This is a genomic window from Streptomyces albus subsp. albus (assembly GCF_000719865.1).
Lineage (GTDB): Bacteria > Actinomycetota > Actinomycetes > Streptomycetales > Streptomycetaceae > Streptomyces > Streptomyces albus_E.
The window spans coordinates 1-18,868 of the sequence record NZ_JOID01000042.1; the positions used below are offsets into that span (position 1 = coordinate 1).

Annotated in this window: 12 protein-coding genes; 6 read left to right on the forward strand and 6 right to left on the reverse strand. The window is 74.5% G+C overall.

Features of this window, described 5'->3' with window-relative positions; translation table 11 throughout:
* Positions 1 to 65: 65 nt before the first annotated feature.
* From IF83_RS0127730 to argF, 3 genes are all read left to right on the forward strand, one after another.
* The gene (locus IF83_RS0127730; RefSeq protein WP_078843958.1) at positions 66 to 2,969 is read left to right on the forward strand and encodes a polynucleotide kinase-phosphatase; all 2,904 of its coding nucleotides are present in this window, start codon (positions 66 to 68) and stop codon (positions 2,967 to 2,969) included.
* Positions 2,970 to 3,161: 192 nt separating this feature from the next.
* Positions 3,162 to 4,400: an arginine deiminase gene (locus IF83_RS0127735; protein WP_030548824.1), complete on the forward strand. Its 1,239-nt coding sequence runs from the start codon at positions 3,162 to 3,164 to the stop codon at positions 4,398 to 4,400.
* A gap of 266 nt (positions 4,401 to 4,666) precedes the next feature.
* Complete coding sequence (gene argF / locus IF83_RS0127740; protein ID WP_030548826.1) at positions 4,667 to 5,674, forward strand: ornithine carbamoyltransferase; 1,008 nt, start codon at positions 4,667 to 4,669, stop codon at positions 5,672 to 5,674.
* A gap of 119 nt (positions 5,675 to 5,793) precedes the next feature.
* On the opposite strand, the gene IF83_RS0127745 is transcribed toward argF, so the two are convergent.
* Complete coding sequence (locus IF83_RS0127745) at positions 5,794 to 7,236, reverse strand: CoA transferase (protein ID WP_030548828.1); 1,443 nt, start codon at positions 7,234 to 7,236, stop codon at positions 5,794 to 5,796.
* A gap of 246 nt (positions 7,237 to 7,482) precedes the next feature.
* Here IF83_RS0127745 and IF83_RS33920 point away from each other — a divergent pair, with 246 nt between their 5' ends.
* Positions 7,483 to 8,088, forward strand: coding sequence for a hypothetical protein (locus tag IF83_RS33920; RefSeq protein ID WP_030548830.1), 606 nt, complete (start codon positions 7,483 to 7,485; stop codon positions 8,086 to 8,088).
* Positions 8,089 to 8,112: 24 nt separating this feature from the next.
* Here IF83_RS33920 and IF83_RS0127755 read toward each other — a convergent pair whose 3' ends face one another.
* Together IF83_RS0127755 and IF83_RS0127760 are read right to left on the reverse strand one after the other, a co-directional pair.
* Entirely contained in the window at positions 8,113 to 8,934 is an 822-nt protein-coding gene (locus tag IF83_RS0127755; protein WP_030548832.1) for a barstar family protein, read from the reverse strand.
* 143 nt (positions 8,935 to 9,077) lie between these two features.
* On the reverse strand, positions 9,078 to 10,967 hold the full coding sequence (locus tag IF83_RS0127760; protein ID WP_051723484.1) for a glycoside hydrolase family 15 protein: 1,890 nt from the start codon (positions 10,965 to 10,967) through the stop codon (positions 9,078 to 9,080).
* 527 nt (positions 10,968 to 11,494) lie between these two features.
* Here IF83_RS0127760 and IF83_RS0127765 point away from each other — a divergent pair.
* Positions 11,495 to 12,436 (forward strand): NAD-dependent epimerase/dehydratase family protein, encoded by a 942-nt coding sequence (locus tag IF83_RS0127765; protein ID WP_030548834.1) that lies wholly within the window; start codon positions 11,495 to 11,497, stop codon positions 12,434 to 12,436.
* 14 nt (positions 12,437 to 12,450) lie between these two features.
* The gene (locus tag IF83_RS0127770) at positions 12,451 to 16,134 is read left to right on the forward strand and encodes an aminotransferase class I/II-fold pyridoxal phosphate-dependent enzyme (RefSeq protein ID WP_051723487.1); all 3,684 of its coding nucleotides are present in this window, start codon (positions 12,451 to 12,453) and stop codon (positions 16,132 to 16,134) included.
* A gap of 10 nt (positions 16,135 to 16,144) precedes the next feature.
* Here IF83_RS0127770 and IF83_RS0127775 read toward each other — a convergent pair whose 3' ends face one another.
* The 3 genes from IF83_RS0127775 to IF83_RS0127785 form a co-directional block, all read right to left on the reverse strand.
* Positions 16,145 to 16,744 (reverse strand): toxin, encoded by a 600-nt coding sequence (locus IF83_RS0127775; RefSeq protein ID WP_030548836.1) that lies wholly within the window; start codon positions 16,742 to 16,744, stop codon positions 16,145 to 16,147.
* A 13-nt stretch (positions 16,745 to 16,757) separates the two neighbouring features.
* Positions 16,758 to 17,246 (reverse strand): helix-turn-helix domain-containing protein, encoded by a 489-nt coding sequence (locus IF83_RS0127780; RefSeq protein WP_051723485.1) that lies wholly within the window; start codon positions 17,244 to 17,246, stop codon positions 16,758 to 16,760.
* A 377-nt stretch (positions 17,247 to 17,623) separates the two neighbouring features.
* Complete coding sequence (locus tag IF83_RS0127785) at positions 17,624 to 18,796, reverse strand: MAB_1171c family putative transporter (protein WP_030548838.1); 1,173 nt, start codon at positions 18,794 to 18,796, stop codon at positions 17,624 to 17,626.
* Between the last annotated feature and the right edge of the window lie 72 nt (positions 18,797 to 18,868).

Consider the following 18,868-nt stretch of genomic DNA (forward strand, 5'->3'; position numbering starts at 1 on the left):
GCCCCCCCCGCCCCGCCCACACCGCCCGCCCCGGCCGTACCCTCGCCGTCACGGACCTCTCCCTCGTGGTCCTCGTCGGTGCCACGGGCTCCGGCAAGTCCACCTTCGCCGCACGCCACTTCAGGCCCACCGAGGTCATCTCCTCCGACTTCTGCCGGGGCCTGGTCAGCGACGACGAGAACGACCAGACCGCCAGCCGCGACGCCTTCGACGTGCTGCACTACATCGCGGGCAAGCGGCTCGCCGCCGGCCGGCTGACGGTCGTCGACGCGACCAGCGTGCAGTCCGAGAGCCGCCGGCAGCTGATCGCGCTGGCGCGGGAGCACGACGTGCTGCCGATCGCCATCGTCTTGGACGTCCCCGAGCGCGTCTGCGCGGAGCGCAACGCCGCCCGCCCCGACCGGGCCGGCATGCCCCGCCACGTAATACAGCGTCATCAGCGCGAACTGCGCCGCTCGCTGCGGCAGCTGGAACGCGAGGGCTTCCGCAAGGTGCACATCCTGCGCGGCCCGGAGGAGATCGACGCGGCCGAGGTCGTCCGCGAGCGCCGCTACAACGATCTGCGGCACCTCACCGGCCCGTTCGACATCATCGGCGACATCCACGGCTGCCGCTCCGAGCTGGAGACCCTGCTCGGCCGGCTCGGCTACGCGCTGCGGTACGACGAGGCGGGCCGCCCCGCCGGCGCGGCGCACCCCGGGGGCCGCACCGCCGTGTTCGTCGGCGACCTCGTCGACCGCGGACCGGACAGTCCGGGTGTGCTCCGTCTCGTGATGAACATGGTGGAGGCCGGCACGGCGCTCTGCGTGCCCGGCAACCACGAGAACAAGCTGGGCCGGTACCTCAAGGGCCGCACTGTGCGGATGTCGCACGGACTCGCCGAGACCGTCGCCCAGCTGGAGAAGGAGGACGAGGCTTTCCGCGCCCGGGCGGGGGAGTTCATCGGCGGGCTCGTCAGCCACTACGTCCTCGACGGGGGCGGGCTGGTCGTCTGCCACGCGGGCCTGCCCGAGAAGTACCACGGCCGCACCTCCGGCCGCGTCCGCTCGCACGCCCTCTACGGCGAAACCACGGGCGAGACCGACGAGTTCGGGCTGCCCGTCCGCTACCCGTGGGCGGAGGACTACCGGGGCCGCGCCGCCGTCGTCTACGGCCACACTCCCGTGCCGCGCGCCTCCTGGCTCAACAACACCATCTGCCTCGACACCGGCTGTGTGTTCGGCGGGCGGATGACGGCGCTGCGCTGGCCCGAGCGCGAGCTGGTCGACGTACCGGCCGAGCGGGTCTGGTACGAGCCGGTGAAGCCGCTGGACAGCGGAGCCCCGGGCGGGGCCGAGGGCCGGCCGCTCGACCTCGGCGACGTCACCGGCCGCCGCGTGGTCGAGACCCGGCACCACGGCCGCGTCGCCGTCCGCGAGGAGAACGCGGCGGCCGCGCTGGAGGTGATGAGCCGCTTCGCGCTGGCGCCGGAGCTGGTGCCGTATCTGCCGCCGACCATGGCGCCCTGCGCGACCTCCGCCGAGGAGGGGTATCTGGAACACCCGGCCGAGGCCTTCGCGGGCTACCGAGCGGACGGCGTGCGCGAGGTGATGTGCCAGGAGAAGCACATGGGTTCGCGCGCGGTGGCGCTCGTCTGCCGTGACGGGCGGACGGCGGCGGAGCGTTTCGGGGTGCCGGACGGCGGCGTGCCCGGCGCGCTCTACACCCGCACCGGCAGGCCCTTCCTCGACGACCCGGAGCTGACCCGACGCGTCCTGGCGCGGCTTGCGGACTGCGCGGAGGCCGCCGGGCTGTGGGCGGAGCTGGACACGCCCTGGCTGCTGCTGGACACCGAGCTGATGCCGTGGTCGCTGAAGGCGGCCGGCCTGCTGCGGCACCAGTACGCGGCGGTGGGCGCGGCCTCGCGCGCCGTCCTCCCCGGGGTGCTGGACGCCCTGGAAACGGCGGCGGCGCGGGGCGTCGAGACGTCCGGTCTGCTGGAACGGCAGCGGGGGCGGCCGGCGGACGCGGAGGCGTTCACCGAGGCCTACCGCCGCTACTGCTGGCCGGTCGGAGACCCGGCCCGGCCCTGGCCGGGAGCGAGGGCCGAGGGCGGGGCGTCCGGCGAGGCCGCTGGGGCGGCTGGGGCCGCCGGGGACGCCGGGGCGGGCGGTTCGGGTGTGCCCGGGGAGGCCGAGCCCGGCGGCTGCCGCGGCGAGGGCGGCCCGGAGACGGACGGCCTGGACGGCATCCGGCTGGCGCCGTTCCAGCTACTGGCCGCCGAGGGACGCAACCTCGCCGTCGAACCGCACGACGTCCAACTGGTGTGGATCGACCGGCTGATCGCGGCGGAGGCGGCGATGGCTGAGCGGACGGAAGCGGGGCACACGGAGCACGGGCCGGAGAAGGCGGGGCGGACGGCGGGCAGCGGCCCGGCGGCCGCGGCCGCGCACCCGGCCGCGGATACCGCCCCGCACCCGGCCGCGGGAGCCGCCGAGGACGCCGCCAAGGCGCCGCCTTCCGGCGCGCCGGGCGGCGGCGAGCCGGCCTCGCGGCCCCGCCCACCGCGCGTCAACCGGCTGCTGCACCCCACGCGCCGGCTGCTGGTGGACACCGCCGACGAGGCGTCGGTCGCCGCCGGAGTCCGGTGGTGGCTGGAGCTCACCGGGGCGGGCGGCGAGGGCATGGTCGTCAAACCGCTGCGGCCACTGGCGCGGGACGGCCGGGGCCGTCTCGTCCAGCCGGGGGTCAAGGTGCGCGGCCGGGAGTATTTGCGCATCGTCTACGGCCCGGAGTACGCGCGGCCGGGGAACCTGGAGCGGCTGCGCGCCCGGCACCTCGGCCACAAGCGGTCCCTGGCCCTGCGCGAGTACGCCCTCGGGCTGGAGGCGCTGGACCGGCTGGCCGGTGGTGAACCGCTGTGGCGGGTGCACGAGGCGGTGTTCGCGGTGCTCGCGCTGGAGTCGGAGCCGGTCGACCCGAGGCTCTGACCGCTCCGGGCCGGGTGCGGCCGGAGCGGCTTCCGGCGCCCCGGCCCCGCCCCGGTCCCGCCTCGGCCCCGCCCCGGCCCCGCCCCGCGCCCGCCCCGCGCCCCGTCCCGGCTCGCACTGTCGTGCGACACTCCGTGGCGCGGGAGGGGCGTGATACGGGCGCGGGAGCCCCGCCTCGGCCAGGATGGAGGCATGGCGTTCCATGTGGATTCCGAGGCCGGGCGGCTCCGCCGCGTCATCCTGCACCGCCCCGGCAGGGAGCTGAAACGGCTCACTCCCGGCAACAAGGACAGCCTCCTCTTCGACGAACTGCTCTGGGTGAGCCGCGCCCAGGAGGAGCACGACGGGTTCGCGGAGGTGCTGCGCGGGCGTGGCGTGGAGGTCCACCTGTTCGAGGAGTTGCTGGGCGAGAGCCTGGACCTCCCGCGGGCCCGGGAGATGGTGCTCGACCGCACCTTCGACGAACGGGAGTACGGGCCGCTGGCCACCGGCCATCTGCGCGCGCTGTTCGAGGAGTTGCCCGGTCCCGAGCTGGCCCGGGCGCTGATCGGCGGGGTGACCAAACGGGAGTTCCTGGAGCGGCATGCCGAGCCCGCCTCGGTGCGCTTCCATGTGATGGACCCCGACGATTTCCTCATCGCGCCGCTCCCCAACCACCTCTTCACCCGGGACGCCTCGGCGTGGATCTACGACGGTGTGGCGATCAACGCGATGCGCTGGCCGGCCCGGCAGCGCGAGACCGTGCACTTCGCCGCCGTCTACCGGCACCATCCGCTCTTCCGCGGCGACCGGGCGGGCGGCTTCCGCGTCTGGTCCGAGGGCGAGGGCGACCACCCGTCCACCATCGAGGGCGGTGACGTTCTCGTCCTCGGCAACGGCGCGGTCCTGGTCGGGATGAGCGAGCGGACCACGCCGCAGGCCGTGGAGATGCTGGCGCGCGGCCTGTTCGCGGCCGGCTCGGCCCGCACGATCGTGGCCCTCGACATGCCGAAGGGCCGGGCGTTCATGCACCTGGACACGGTCATGACGATGATCGACGGCGACACCTTCACCCAGTACGCGGGCCTGGGCATGCTCCGCTCGTACACCATCGAACCGGGCGCGGAGGTGCAGGATCTCAAGGTCACCGACCATCCGCCGGAGCACATGCACCGGGCCGTCGCGGCGGCGCTCGGGCTGGACCGCATCCGCGTCCTCACCGCGGTCCAGGACGTGCACGCGGCCGAGCGCGAGCAGTGGGACGACGCCTGCAACGTGCTCGCCGTGGAGCCGGGGGTCGTGGTCGCCTACGAGCGGAACTCCACCACCAACGCGTATCTGCGCGACCAGGGGGTGGAGGTCATCGAGATCCCCGGCAGCGAACTGGGCCGGGGGAGGGGCGGGCCGCGCTGCATGAGCTGCCCGGTCGAACGGGACCCGGTGCGGCGGTGACGGCGGCGGAGCGCCGCTGACTGCCCCGCCTGCCGCCGCTCCGCCGACCGGGCCACTGCCCCGCTGGCCACCCTGCTGACCGCGCCGCTGCCCCGCCGTCCGGCCCGCCTGCCCACCGCCCACCGCCCACCGCCCACCGCCCGGGGCGAAGGGTGCCCGGGTGGGATCACCCTGGTCGCGTATAGCGATGCGGGGTATCGTATAGTCTTCCATCGCGCCGGACGGCGCCCGCCACCCACCATCGTCAGTGACCGAGGAGCTCTCCCATGGCGACAGACCTCACGGGCCGCCACTTCCTCAAGGAGCTGGACTTCAGCGCCGAGGAGTTCCGCCATCTCCTGGCGCTGGCAGCGGAGTTGAAGGCCGCCAAGCGGGCCGGCACCGAGACCCGGTCCCTCCGGGGCCGCAACATCGCGCTGATCTTCGAGAAGACCTCGACCCGCACCCGCTGCGCCTTCGAGGTCGCCGCCGCCGACCAGGGCGCGTCGACGACCTACCTGGACCCCTCCGGCTCGCAGATCGGGCACAAGGAGTCGGTCAAGGACACCGCCCGGGTGCTCGGCCGGATGTTCGACGGCATCGAGTACCGGGGCCACGGCCAGGAGACGGTCGAGGAGCTCGCCGCGCACGCCGGGGTCCCCGTCTTCAACGGCCTGACGGACGAGTGGCACCCCACCCAGATGCTCGCCGACACCCTCACCATGACCGAGCACAGCGCCAAGCCGCTGCACGAGATCGCCTACGCCTACCTCGGCGACGCCCGCTGCAACATGGGCAACTCCTACCTCGTCACGGGCGCGCTGCTCGGCATGGACGTGCGGATCGTCGCGCCCCGGTCCCTCTGGCCGTCGGCGGAGGTCGTGGCGGAGGCGGAGCGGCTCGCGGCGGGCAGCGGCGCACGGATCACGCTCACCGAGGAGATCGCCGAGGGCGTGCGCGGCGCGGACTTCGTGGCCACCGACGTCTGGGTGTCCATGGGGGAGCCCAAGGAGGTCTGGGACGAGCGGATCGCGCTGCTGAGCCCGTACGCCGTGACGGCGGAGGTCCTGGACGCCACCGGCAACCCGGACGTCAAGTTCCTGCACTGCCTGCCCGCCTACCACGACCTGGGCACCGAGGTCGCCCGCGAGATCCACGAGCAGTACGGGCTGACCTCACTCGAAGTCACCGACGAGGTCTTCGAGTCCGGCCGTTCCGTCGTCTTCGACGAGGCCGAGAACCGCATGCACACCATCAAGGCCGTGCTGGTCGCCACCCTGGCGGGCCTGAAGTAGCCGGCCCGCGTCGCCGGGAGGCCGCGCCCGGCAGGCGTGCGGACCTCCCGCGCGACCCACCTGCCGGGGGCCGCCGGCCTGTCCGCGAGCTACGGGCGCGGGCCGCGTGCCGCCGCGCCTCAGCTCTCCCAGACCGGCCGGTCCGTGCCCCAAAGCCCCGGCGGACGGCTCCAGTTGGCGGGCGCGCCCGCGTACCGGACGGGCGGGAGGGCGTGGCGGAGCGTGCCGCAGGGTGAGGCGGTCTCCGTCAGCCACGGCTCCGGCGCGTACGGTTCGCCCTCCAGCGGGGCCGGGCGGATGCCGTGGAGCAGCCAGGATGCGGTGCCGGCGAGGGAGAACCGCAGGTGGCGGCCGTGCCCCGTCGTACGGCGGTCGGTGAGCGCGCGCAGGATCCCGGCCGCGAGCAGATACCCGGTGCCGTGGTCCAGGGCCTGCGCGGGCAGCACACCGGGCCGGCCGTCGTCACCGGCGGCCTCGGCCGCGGCGATGCCGCACGCCGCCTGGACGAGGCTGTCGAAACCGCGCCGTCCGGCCCACGGTCCGGACCATCCCCACGCGGACAACTGGGCGAGGACGAGGCCGGGGTGGCGTGCGAGCAGGGCCTCCGGCGACAGCCCGTGCCGGTCGAGCGCCCCGGGGCGGTAGCCGGTGACGAGGACGTCGGCCGAGGCGAGCAGGCTCTCGAAGGTGTCCCGCGCTCCCGGGGCGGAGAGGTCCAGCAGGGCCGAGCGCTTGCCCATGCCGGTGTCGGCGTGGGCGTCCGCGAACTCCGGGACACCGGGCGGGTCGACGCGCAGGACGTCGGCTCCCAGCAGGGCGAGGGTGCGGGTGGCCACGGGGCCGGCGATGACCCGCGTCAGGTCCAGGACCCGGACGCCGGCGGCCGGCAGCGGGGCCGGCGGCAGCTCCCGCGCCGGGCCCTCACCGGCCGTCCGCGGCCCGGCCGTCCGCGTTTCGGTGCTCCCCGGCCCGGCGATCCGCGTGCCGGTGATCCGCGGCCCGGCGCTCCGCGTCTCGGCGAGCGGGTGGGCGGCCGGCGCCGGCCCGTCGGCGGCGGCCACGGCGAGGCCGCCCGCCGCGTAGACGGTCTCCTGCACCTCGCGGGCCGGGCGCGAGGCCAGTTCCGCCGCCAGCGCCGCAGCCGCCGCCCGGTCGTCACCGGTGTCGCCGATGCCCAGGGCGCCCAGCAGCCGGGCCCGGTGGTGCGGGTAGTTGGCGTGCGTGCGCACCCAGCCGTCGGCCGCCCGCCAGAAGCCGGACAGCGGCGCGAAGGTGACCGGTGCCCGGCCGTCGATCCGCAGATGCCGCTCGCTGACGAAGGCCGTGGCCACCGCCCCCTCGTGCACCCGCACCTCGGGCAGCGGGGAGTCGTTGCGCGCCGCCAGCAGTTCGGCGGCGGCCAGCGAGCACACGCCCACGGTCGCCCGTGCCAGTTCCCGCACCGGCAGCCGGGCCGGCAGCACACCGTCCGCCCCGATGAAGGAGACCCGTCCGGCCAGGTCCTCCGGGCCGCCGAGTGCGGCCCACGCGTCCGCGGTCGCCGCGTCGATCGCGCTGGTCATCCCGTCATGGTGCCGCAGAATCCCGGTCCGGGAGGCCTCCCGGAGACGGAGATCACGCCTGCTCCGCCCATCCCTTCCCCCTCCCTTCCCCCCTTCCCTCTCCCTGCCCCCTCCGCCGGTCACTTTCGGCCAACTCCCTTGCACACACGGTGTGAACGGAACAACGGGGCAGACGAAACCGAACCGGCCGAAGAGGCCCGACAAGCCGAACAAGCCGCCTCCGAGAAGCGGAAAGGGTGCGCGGCCATGCGGAAGACACGGAAACTGACACAACGACTCGAACAGCACCTCGGCGCCCAGGCACTCCTCATCCTGCTCGTGGCCTGGCCCGCGCTCGTGCTCGCCGGCCGGGAGACCTGGGCCGGCTCCTTCGGGCGCGCGGTGATGTTCACCGCCGTGGGCACGGCCGTGCTCGCCCTCGACCGGCGCCGGGACAGCCGGGCGGCCGGGCTGAGCGAGGCCGACACGGCGGACCTCGACCGGAAGCTCCGCCACGGCGAACTGCCCCGGCGCAGGCGGGAACGGGTGGCCATGTACCGGCTGCTGGTCCACCGCCGCCATCGGATGCGCCACGCCTGGGTCGCCCTGCCCGCCCTGGCCCTGGGCATCGCGACGGCGCTCGCCGTCATGGTCAAGGGAGCTGTGGGGGCCGGGCTGTTCCTGCTCGCCGTCCTCCTGTGCGTCACCGCGGTCGGCGCCTGGGGCAGCCACCGCCGGCTCACCCGCCTCCGCCGCCTGGAGGAGTCCCTCGTGCGCGAGCGCGAGCGCGAACGCGCACGCGAGCGGGACCGCGCACGCGCACACGCACACGCACGGCAACGCGCCCGCGTCCGCATCTCGGCGGGCGCCTGACGCCCACGGGTTCGCGGCCGCCGGTTACCCCAGGACGACGTCAACGCCCCGTTCTGCGAAGATCTCCAGAATCGCGTCGAGGAGGGTCTCCTCGCCATCGGCGGTCACCGTGGTCTTCTCCAGCCGTGCGCGGGCCTCCGCCGCGTGCTGCCACTCCAGGGTGAACGGAGGAGTGGCGCCCCAGCGGCCCCTCAGGCAGTCGTTCAGGGCGCCGAGATTCCAGCCGAAGTACCCGCAGGGGCCGTTCACGGCCTCGCCCATCGCGCAGGAGAAGCTGTCCGCGTCGACGACATAGCTGCCGTCCAGGGTGAACACCTGTCCCGGGGGAGCGTCGGGCCTCCCACGCCGCCGGTGCTCCCGGGACAACAACGCGACCGACAGCCAGGCTTGCCGGTCCTCGGGGCCCAGCCCGTGCCACAGGCCGCTGCGGTCCAGGCGGCCCGTGCGCAGCAGCTCCCACACCTCGTCCGCTCCCGGCAACGCCATGTCGCACCACAGCGTCACCGTGAGGTCGACCAGGCCGGCTCCGCGAGTTGATGGCCGGACGTCGGCGACGGTGACGTCGTTGACGAAGTACGTCCCCATGGAGGCACCCTCGGTGTCCAGGACGCCGAGCCAGGCGTTCCCCGCCTCGGCGCGGCGACTGCCGATCCGGCCGGTGCTCTCCAGCAGGCCGCCCCGCGGATCGCACCCCGTGAAGAGCACGCGGCGCGCCCCCTCGTCCGCTCCCGGAAGGGGGGTGAACAGCCCTTCGGCGTCGTGCGCGAAGCCCCAGAAGCAGGCCTTGTCCTCGTCCGAGGTCAGAGCGTACTTCCGCTCTTCGCCGGCTCGGTCCGGTCCCCGCATCGCGTGCCCCTCTCCCCTGAACGGCACCGTACCCGCGGGCACGCGCCGCGGCACCGGGATTCCGATGCGGCACCGGGGTTCCGCTGCGTTCCGCTCCGGTCCGCGCACGCCTCCGGGCGGCGGCGCGCGGGTGCCGGGCACCGTCAGTCCGCAAGCCTTCCGCCGGACCGTTCCCCGTGCCGCTCCTCCTCCTGGGCGATGGTCCACGCGGCGTTGACCAGACCGATGTGGCTGAACGCCTGCGGGAAGTTGCCCAGCGGCTGCCCGGTGTCCGGGGCGGCCTGCTCGGCGAGCAGGCCGAGGTCGTTGGCGTGCGCGGCGGCCCGTTCGAACGTGGCGCGGGCCTCGGCCGTGCGTCCGGCCAGGGCCTGGGCCTGGGCGAGCCAGAAGGTGCACAGCAGGAAGCTGCCCTCCCGCCCGGCCAGTCCGTCGACGCCGGTGACGCCGGCGGCCGTGGCGTAGCGCCGTACGAGGCCCCGGCTGTCCGTGAGGCGGAGGGTGACGGCATCGAGGGTGGCCAGGACGCGCCGGTCGTCGGCGGGCAGGAAGCCGGTGAGGGGCAGCATGAGGGCCGAGGCGTCCAGGGCGTCGCTGCCGAAGGACTGGGTGTAGGCGCCGGCCGCCGGGTTCCAGCCCTGTTCGAGGATCGCGGCGCGGATCTCCTCGCGGGCCGTGCGCCATGCCGCGGCGTGCCCCGTGGCGCGCAGGAGCGGGGCGAGGCGCACGGCGCGGTCGAGTGCCACCCAGCACATGAGCTTGGAGTACAGGAAGTGCCGTGCCTCGCCGCGGACTTCCCAGATGCCGTGGTCCGGTTGGCGCCACGCCTCGGCGGCGGTGTCGGCCAGGCCGGTGAGGAAGGAGCGCAGGGCGGGCCCGGAGCCGAGCTGGTCCTCGAAGCGGGCCGCGGTGTTGAGGAGTTCACCGTAGACGTCGAGCTGGGGCTGGTTCCAGGCGCCGTTGCCGACGCGCACGGGGCGGCTCGCGCGCCAGCCGGCCAGATGCGGCAGTTCGCGTTCGCTCAGATCGTGCTCGCCGCCGATGCCGTACATGATCTGCAGGTGGGAGCGGGTCCAGCCGGTGGCCGCGGCGCCGGTCATGAAGGCGAAGAACTCGTCCGCCTCGTCCGGGCAGGCGGCCACCCAGAGGGCGTCCATGGTGAACGCCGCGTCCCGCACCCAGGCGTAGCGGTAGTCCCAGTTCCGCGCTCCGCCGGGCTCCTCGGGCAGCGAGGTGGTCACGGCGGCCACGATCGCCCCGGTGGGCTGGTACGAGAGGGCCTGGAGGACGCGGCCGGAGTGGTGCACCTGCTTCTCCCAGGGGCCGGAGTAGTTCTGGTGCATCCGCGACCACTCCTGCCAGGCCGCGACGGTGTCCTCCAGGTGCCGGGCGAGGTCGTCCTGGCTCCACATCCGCGGCTCCGGTCCGCCGGACGGGGCCCACTGCAGGGCGAAGCGGAGTGTCCGCCCCGCTCCCACGCGTACGGTGCCGCGGGCCGTGCCGGCGGCCGTGGTGAGGGGGACCGGGCTGGTCAGGGCGAAGCCGGCGGGGCCGCCGCGGGCCCGGAGCCCGCCCTCGCACCCCGACAGCAGCGGGACGACCAGGCCGTACTCCGGGCGCGGCCGGAGGTCCACGGTGATCTCGGCCGAGCCGCGGGTGCAGTGCACCGAACGGATCAGCAGGTGCGGGGCCTGCTCCCCGAGCCGGTGCGGGTCCCCGCCGGGGCCGGTGGCCAGGGCGTCGGTGAGGACGACCGTGCCGGTGGGCGTGGTGAACTCGGTCCGCAGGACCATGCTGTCGTCCACGTACCGTCGGGTGACGCGGGTGACGTGGGTGTCGCCCGACGGCCGGATCGTCCAGCTTCCGGCGCGCTCGTCGAGGAGGGCGGCGAAGACGGCGGGGCTGTCGAAGCGGGGGAAGCAGAGCCAGTCGACCGCACCCGTGCGGCTGACCAGTGCCGCGCTGTGCCGGTCGGACAGCAGCCCGTAGTCCCCGATCGGGGTGCCCGCCTCCCTGGTGCGGGATCGCGCTGGCATCACGCCCGGCCCTCCGGTTCCTGTGGGGCGACGTCCTCTGCGGCGGCGTGGTCACGGTTGCGGCGGTTGCGGTGACGCTGCGGCGGTCTGCGGCGGTCTGCGGCGGTCTGCGGCGGCGCCGAGCGGACGCCACACGACCGCGGTCCGCCGGACGGCCGGCCGTCCGGGGCGGCTCCGGGCGGTCCGGGACGGCTCGGGCGGTCCCGCGCCGCGTCCGGGCCGGGCGCCCGCTCGGCCGCTCTCGGCTTCTCCCGCGGCGACGGGACAGGGAGACCGCACCCTCCAGCGCGCCATGCCGTCCGTGCGGCCCCCGGTTCCCCGGCCACCGCGTGACGGGGTTCCCCGGCCACCGGCCGGGAAACACTCAAGACGCCCTGCCCACCAGTGGTGACGGGACGGTGCCGGACGGCCCGCCGCCCCGTGCCCCGCCGGCGGAGACCACCCCGGCGGCGCGGGCGCGTGGGAACCCGCCGACACCGCCCGCCGCCCCTGTCACGGCAATCGCACGCACGCGCTACTGTGCGCGCGTGAGCCTTTCTGTCGTCTTAGGTTTCGGGCCCGCCGGGGCAGCCACCGCACGGCTGCTGGCCGGACAAGGGCATTCCGTACGAGTCGTCACCAGGTCGGGCCGAAGTCCGGAGCCCGGCATCGAGCACGTCGCATTGGACGCGACGGACAGCGAGCGGCTGACCGAGGCCGTCCGGGGCGCGGACGCGCTCTACGGCTGCGCCGCCCCGCCGTATCCGCGCTGGGCGAGCGACTGGCCGCCGCTGGCCTCCTCGCTCTGCGCGGCGGCCGAGGCGACCGGGGCGGTCCTGGTCGTGCTGGGCAATCTCTACGGCTACGGCCCGGTGGACGGCCCCATGACCGAGGACCTGCCGCTCGCCGCGACCGACCGCAAGGGGCGCGTGCGCGCCGCCGTCTGGGAGCGGGCGCAGGCCCTGCACGAGCAGGGCCGGATCCGTGCGGTCGAGGTGCGGGCCTCGGACTTCTTCGGGCCCGGCGTGACCGACGGCGGGCACCTCGCCGGGCGCGTCATGCCACGGCTGCTGCGCGGGAAGCCCGTCTCCACGCTCGGCGATCCGGACGCCCCGCACAGCTGGAGCTATCTCCCCGATGTGGCCCGGGCCCTCGCCGAGGCGGCGGGGGAGGAACGGGCCTGGGGACGCGCCTGGCACGTCCCGACGGCGCCCCCGCGGTCCGTCCGGCAGATGGTGGACCACCTCGCCGACCGGGCCGGAACGGGGCCGGTCGCGGTGCGCGGCCTTCCGCCGGCCGTGCTGGGGATCGCCTCGGTCTTCTCCCCGCTGCTGCGCGAACTGAAGGACATCCGCTACCAGTTCGACCGCCCGTTCGTCGTGGACTCCAGCGCCTGGGAGGCCGCGTTCACGGTACGGGCCACTCCGCTCGACGAGCAGGTGCGGGCCACCGTGGACTGGTGGCGCGAGAGACTGGCCGCGGCCCGGTGATGCCCGTGGACACCATGGATTCCCCCGCGGGCTTACCGGGGGCGCGGCGCGACGACGTCGCGATCGTCGGAATGGCCTGCCGGTTCCCGGGTGCGCCGGACGTGAACCGGTACTGGCGGCTCCTCATGGAGCCGCGGGCCCAGTTCTCCACCGTCCCGGACGCGCGGTGGCGCGCCGCCGCCTTCCTCCGCGACGACTTCCGCGACACCTCCTCCACCTACACGGACACCATGGCGCTGCTGCCGGACATCGGCCACTTCGACGCCGTGCACTACGGCATCCCGCCGCGGCGGGCCAGGGCGATGGACCCGCAGCACCGGCTGCTCATCGACCTCGCCCGCGAGGCCGTCCAGGACGCCGGGTGGGAGGCCGGGGGCTTCGACCGCGAGGAGACCTCGGTGATCACGGCGCTGACCGAGAGCGGCTACCGAGGGCTCAGCACCCTGCGGATCCGGATGCGCCAGCTCGCCGGCGGCGAGTTCGGGGCGCGGGCGGACGGTCCCGGCTGGGCCGGCGCGGTCCGCGGCGTCAGCGGTCTGCACGGCACGTCCGTGGCCGGGCTCCTGCTCAACATGGGGCCGAACACCATCAGTTCGGTCTTCGATCTGCACGGCGAGAGCTACGCCCTGGACTCGGCGTGTTCCGGCGGGCTCATGGCCGTGGCCAACGCCGTGTTCGCGCTGCGGGCCGGCCGGTGCCGCATCGCCCTCGCGGGCGGTGCCCAACTGCACGTCACCCCGGACCTGTTGATCGGGCTGTGCCGGATCGGCGCCATCTCGCGCACCGGCAGGTGCCTGCCGTTCGGCGCGGAGGCCGACGGCTTCGTCCTCGGCGAGGGCGCGGGCGTCCTCGTGCTGCGCCCCCTGGCCGACGCGCTCGCGGCCGGAGACCGCGTCTACGCGGTGATCCGCGGCGCGGGCACGGCCAATGACGGCACGGTGCAGGGCGGCATGCACCCCGAGGCGGCCGGCCAGCTCCGGGCGTTGCGCCGGGCCTACCGCGACGCCGGCGTGGCGCCGGACACGGTGGGCTATCTGGAGGCGCACGGCACCGGGACCACGGTCGGCGACCCGGTCGAGGTGGGTGCCCTGGGCGAGCTGCGCGGGGAACGGAGCGCGCCGGCCTTCATCGGCGCGGTGAAGGCGGTGGTCGGGCACTCGCTCAACGCCGCGGGGATCGCCGGACTCGTCAAGACCGTGCTGGCCGTGCACCGGGGGGTGATACCTCCGCAGCCGGAGTTCGGCCTCGCCGGCCGCTCCGGGCTGGACGCCGCGCGGCTGACCGTCCCGGTGGAACCCGTCCCGTGGCCGGGGTCCGGGCAGCCCCGCCGGGCGGGCGTGAGTGCCTTCGGCTTCGGCGGCACCGGGGTCCATCTCGTCGTGGAGGAGTGCACCGCGGCGCCGGCCCGCCCGGTGGCGGACGAGGGGCCGCACCTCTTGGTGCTCAGCGCCCGGGACCGCGCCGGACTGGCCCGCCACGCACGGGAGCTGGCGCAGACCATCGACGGCGACCGGCTCCCCCCGGCGGAGGTGGCGGACACCCTGGCCCGCCGGACCCTCTTCGCGGAACGGCTGGCCGTGGTTGCGGACGGCACGGCTGACGCCACCGCGAAACTGACGGAGGCGGCGGAGGCCGTGGCGACGGGACGGACCGGGAATCTCCGTCCGGGGCTGGTGGCCGGCACGGCGCGGCGGGACGGTGACGAACCGCCGGAGGTCGCGGTGCCGGCACCGGGCTCGCTGTCCGCCGAGGCGCGCGCGGCCGTCCTGGCGCGGCTCGCGGAGCGCGTGACCGCCGGTGCGGGCCTCCGCCCGGCGGGCGAGCGCATACCCCCGCGCACCCTGCCACCGAGCCCGCTCGCCCCGCGCCACCACTGGGTGGTGGACGAGTCGGCCCGCGAGGACGGGGACCCGCCCCCGGCCGGGGAGGCGCCGGCCGGCGCCGCCTCGTACGGAGCCGAGGCGGTGGACGGGAGCACCTACCCCGCCGCCGGGGCGGTGACGGATGACCGGGCCGGGCCTTCGCACGTGCCCGGGCCGGCAGGCGTCACTGCGCAGCCCGCCGCCGCGCAGCCCGGCGAGACGTACCCCGGCGAGACATACCCCGGCGCGACGTACCCCGGCGGCGAGTCGGCCGCGGCGGCCCTTGTCTTCGAGGAGGTAGCGCGCACCGGTGTCTTCCCCCGCTCCGACCTGAGCGAGCGGACGGTGCTGGTCACCGATCTCGGCTTCGACTCCCTGATGCTGCAGGAGCTGGAGGTGAACATCGGCAAGCGGATACCGGGCTTCCACACCGACGAGATCTTCTCGCGCGACCTCACCATCGAGCGGCTGATCGCCCTGGTCGCCCCGCACCTCACCCGGCCCGCCGGGGCCGCCCCGCCCCACCCCGCCCGGCCGGCCGAGGCCGTCCCCGGCCCCGTACCGCCGCCGGAGCCGCCCCCTGAACCCCGGCCGGAGCCACGGCCGGAGCCACGGCCGGGGTGGGCCGCCGACAGCGCCCGCGTCGACGACTTCCCGGAAGTACGGCAGTTCGAGGAGCGCCTGGATTCGATCGCCGGCAGTGGCGCGGACTTCCCGTACTTCCGCGTCCACCACGGCACCATCCGCGACAGGACCGTGATCGGCGACCGGGAGTACCTGTCCTTCGGCAGCTACAACTATCTGGGCCTGTCCGGCCACCCGGCGGTCAACGAGGCCGCGCACCGGGCGGTGGAGCGGTACGGGACCTCCGTCTCCGCGAGCCGGATGCTCTCCGGCGAACGGGACCTGACCGTGCGGCTGGAGCGGGCGCTCGCCGCGTTCCTCGGCGTCGGGGACTGCCTGGCGCTGGTGAGCGGCCACGCCACCAACGTCACCGCGATCGGGCACCTCGTCGGCGCCGGGGACCTCGTGGTGCACGACGAACTGGCCCACGACAGCATCCTGCAGGGCTGCATGCTGTCCCGGGCGGCGCGGCGTCCGTTCCCCCACAACGACACCGGCCGGCTGGAATACCTGCTGCGGCGCAACCGGTCCCGGTTCCGGCGGGTGCTGATCGTGGTCGAGGGCGCCTACAGCATGGACGGCGACCTGGCCGACCTGCCGGCCTTGATCGAGCTGAAGAAGCGCTACGGCGCCCTGCTGATGGTCGACGAGGCGCACAGCATCGGCACGGTGGGCGAACACGGCCGCGGGGTCGGCGAGTTCTTCGGCGTGGACCGGTCCGACGTGGATCTGTGGATGGGCACGCTCTCCAAGGCCTTCGCCAGTTGCGGCGGTTACCTCGGCGGCACGGCCCGGATGGTGCGGTGGCTGCGGCACACGCTGCCCGGTTTCGTCTACAGCGTCGGCCTGACCCCGGCCAACGCGGCCGCGGCGCTGGCCGCCACCGAGCTGATCACCGGCGAACCGCACCGGGTGCGCACGCTGCGGCGCAACGCGGAGCTGTTCCTCGGCCTGGCCGCCTCGGCCGGACTGGCGACGGGCTCCAGCGCCCACACGCCGATCGTGCCGTGCCTCCTCGGCGACTCGGCGCGGACCCTGCGCGTCGCGGACCGGCTGTTCGAGCGGGGCGTCGTCGCCGACCCGATCTTCCACCCCGCCGTGGAGGAAGGGCTCGCCAGGCTGCGCTTCTTCGTCACCAGCGAGCACCGCGAGGACGACATCCGGCGGGCGGTGTCGGTCCTGGCCGAGGAGGTGGCGGCCGTCGGAGGGTGAGTGAGGCATCTCAGATCAGCGTGCGTTCGATCCGGTTGAGCGTGGCGTCCTCTCCGGATGCCCCGCGCTCGCCGCCGTCGCCGCTGTCCGCGGCCGGGGCCCGGCGTCTGCCCCGCCCGCGCCTGCCCTTGGCGCCGGCCAGCCGCTGGGAGAGCAGATAGGCGATGATCTCCGCCTCCTGCTCCTGGACGTCGTCATAGGTGGCGCGCAGGAGCATGTCGCGCACGAGGTCCGGGTCGAGGTTGGGGAAGAGGAGGCGGGCGCCCGCCTCGTCCAGCCAACCCGCCCCGCGATGGCAGCAGATGATGTGCCCGAGCTCATGCAAGATGATGTGCTCCCGATGCGCGCTGGTCGTGTTGGCGTCGTAGAAGATCAGGTCCTCGTCGCGTGCGGCGACCCACATGCCGCACGGGTGCGTCGCGGGCATCTGCATCGGGACCACCGTGATGGGCCGGTTGCGGACCTCGCCGAGGTGGCGGCACAGCTCCGCCACGTCGGCCACCTGCGGAAGGTCGAGCTCGGCGATCCGCCGCGCGCCCGCCTTGCGGAGCCTCTTGAGCCGGCTGCGGCGGTCCTGATCGGCCGGCTGTCCCTTTCTGGCCCCTCTCACCGGACCGTCTCCCTCATGCCCGCTCCGAGGAGGCGCGGCCGGGGCCGGGGCCGGTCGCGGGGCCGGTGACGGGATCGGGATCGGTGACGGGCGGAAGACCCTGCAACTGCCGGTACTGGTCCATGATGGCCGTGATGGCCTGGAGGTTCTCCTTCTTCATCCCGGCGGCCCGCATCGCCACGGAGCGGACCCCCGCCTGCCGCAGCGCCTCGATGGCGGCGACCTCGCTGAGGACCGACTCGGCCACCTCGTCGTCGAAGAAGTAGGCCACCGATACGCCGAAGAAGCGCGCCAGGGCGGCCAGCAGATCCGGGGAGGGATTGGAGCGCTTGCCCGTCCGCAACTGCGACAGATACACCCCGCCGACCCTGAGGTCGGGGTTGGCCCGCTTCAGCTCCTCCGCCACCTCGGCGTTGGTCCAGTGCCTGCCCTTGGGGCGGACCGTCTTGAAGAGCTGGTCCAAACGCACTGCCAGCACGGGCCGGTCATCGGTCCCGGACATGGTGAATCTCCCTCCCCCCACCCCCTTGGCCTTGCTCTCAGCTATCCGCCAGTTTTCCAGATTAGCGGTCAGTTGACAATCTGACGAAGCTGCGCCAACGTGGACCCCGGCCGATAGCTGCCAGCTAACTCGCTTACGGGGGAAGCGAGTTGGCGGCCTGTCGAGTCGGCCTGGCCCGGTATCGGGGGGATCGGTCCCGGGCCGGGCCGGGCGGTACTCACCCGCCCGGCCCAGCAGGGAAAGACGGGGGCAGCGGGGGAGACCCGCCCGGTCTGCAGGGGGCAGACCGGGCGGGCCCCCCGCACTCTCGACCCCGCACGCTCCCTCACTGCTCCCAACGCACCGTCAGACGCCGGGTGCCGGCCGGCCGTGCCGTGTCAGCCGGTCTTGCTGAGCCTGCGATAGGCGGATGCCACCTTGGTGAGCCAGACGATCTCCGCGGTGAGGTTGTCCGTGTCGCGGTCCTCGAAGCCGCCCCCCGCGTCCTTGTTGTCGTCGGGGATGGTGCCGGCGCGCTTGGCCCGCAGGGCCTGCCGGATCTGCGCCGCCTCGGCGAACGCCTGCCGGGACTCCTCGCTCTCCCCGGAGCCCGCACCGCCCGGGCCGTGGGGCGTGCCGCCGGACGTGCGCTCGATATAGGGACGCAGGTCCCGCCAGCCGTCGCGGATCTCGATGACCCGCCGGTGCAGGCGGTAGTTGAGGTCGGAGACCGAGGCGGCGCCGGACGGCTCCAGGACGATGTCCGGCGAGGACTCGTACAGATCCCGCCAGAGCGGATAGAGCGCCCGGTACGACCGGTAGCCGCGCACCCACTCCACCATCCTGGCGACCGGGCTGCCCCAGGTGGGGACGGTCAGGCTGAGGGAGAGGACGAAGATTCCGGCCGCGCTGAAGACGTTGGAGGCGAGCTGCCAGACGCCGATGTCGATCCCGTTCGCGGCGGTGAGGATGTTGACCGTGCGGGCGGAGCAGTAGAGAAAGAGGATCACCGCGGCGACACGCAGCATCCGCAGGGCCTGCCGCAGCGAGTCGTTGTCGGTCATCCGGGCGTAGCGGCCGCACTGGCGGAAGATGGTCACGCACGGCACCGCCTGGGAGACGATGAAGAACAACAGGTAGGTGAGCACCAGCGGTTGGCCGCTGCCGGTGTTGAAGTCCGTCGCCGGCCGGCCGGGGCCGCCGGCGATGAAGAACAGGGCGATCAGCAGCGCGTTGAGGGCGATGCCGGCCGTCAGCCAGGAGCGGGTCCTCCAGACCGCCTCCTCGGCGTCGGTCGCCCAGCGCAGCAGGATGATCTGCGCGCTGACGCAGAAGGCCACCGCCGACACGTGCATCACCAGGATGGCGAGGTTGCCGACGCCGAGGAAGCTGTCGCTCCCCATGGCGACGGCACCCATCGTGAAGGTGAGGCACTGGAACAGCAGGGTGACCATCAGCGTGCGGTAGGTGGTGTCCCGCCAGCTGCGCCGGACCTGGAAGAGCCGGTAGGTGAGCGCGGCGTAGGAGGAGAGCGCCGCGATGACGAAGCAGAGGGTTCTGACGCTGTTCACGGACGTGATCCCCCGGTTGCTGCCGCGCTGACGCGCAGCACGGACGGACTGGTCGGACGGGCTGGTGGACGG